2 tRNA genes and 1 rRNA gene are annotated in these 911 nt (G+C 43.1%); all 3 read right to left on the bottom strand.

From position 1 onward, the window contains the following. Window positions 1-366: 366 nt before the first annotated feature. Window positions 367-442, bottom strand: a tRNA-Ala gene (locus tag AC1TO4_RS19820). Window positions 443-560: 118 nt separating this feature from the next. Beyond that, a tRNA-Ile gene (locus AC1TO4_RS19815) sits at window positions 561-637 on the bottom strand. A gap of 197 nt (window positions 638-834) precedes the next feature. Then, a 16S ribosomal RNA gene (locus tag AC1TO4_RS19810) occupies window positions 835-911 on the bottom strand; the annotation flags it as partial.

Here is a 911-nt window from a genome sequence, read left to right as displayed (position 1 = left end):
TCCCCGGAGCATATCGGTGTTAGTGCCGTCCTTCTTAGGCTCCTAGTGCCAAGGCATCCGCCATGCGCCCTTTCTAACTTAACCTTTCGGTTTTTGATCAGCTTGCGCGTCTCAAATTCCTCTTTGGTGAATTCTTCTTTACAGCGATGTATGTCAGAATTCTTAAAGGCATTGCATGAATAAATCATTTGCATGATCTATTCCAAAGGAATAAATTCCTCTGCGTTGATTACTTGATTTGTTGCTATCAATGTCGTTTCATTCAGTTTTCAAAGAACAAGTTTCATTATGGTAGCTTCCTTTAGCGATAAACCTGCTAAAAAAATGGTTGCTTCTTTAAGCGGTGTAGCTGCTTAAAAAGCTTATTGGTGGAGCCTAGCGGGATCGAACCGCTGACCTCCTGCGTGCAAGGCAGGCGCTCTCCCAGCTGAGCTAAGGCCCCGAAATATAGGGTTAGTCATTTAAGCGGTGAAACTGCTTAAATGGTAGCTTCTTTAAACGAAAAGTCCGTTTAAAATGCGGAAGTTTTTTTAAGCGGTGAAGCTGCTTAAAAAACTTAATGGTGGGCCTAAGTGGACTCGAACCACCGACCTCACGCTTATCAGGCGTGCGCTCTAACCAGCTGAGCTATAGGCCCATTCCAGGATATAAATATGAAGTTTAATAGTAACTGCTTTAAACAGTAAAAATAACTGCTTAAAGGTTCTAATGAACCTTCAAAACTGAACGCAAAACATCAATGAGATTTTTTCAGCGCGCTTTGCGCTGATTGAATCAACCACGAATGGTTGACCTGAGGAAGAATAATCTTCCTCATTCCGTAATAATCCTTAGAAAGGAGGTGATCCAGCCGCACCTTCCGATACGGCTACCTTGTTACGACTTCACCCCAATCATCTGTCCCACCTTCG

It is taken from the genome of Sporosarcina sp. Y838, from assembly GCF_056786515.1.
This window is presented reverse-complemented; position numbering and strand designations above follow the sequence as displayed.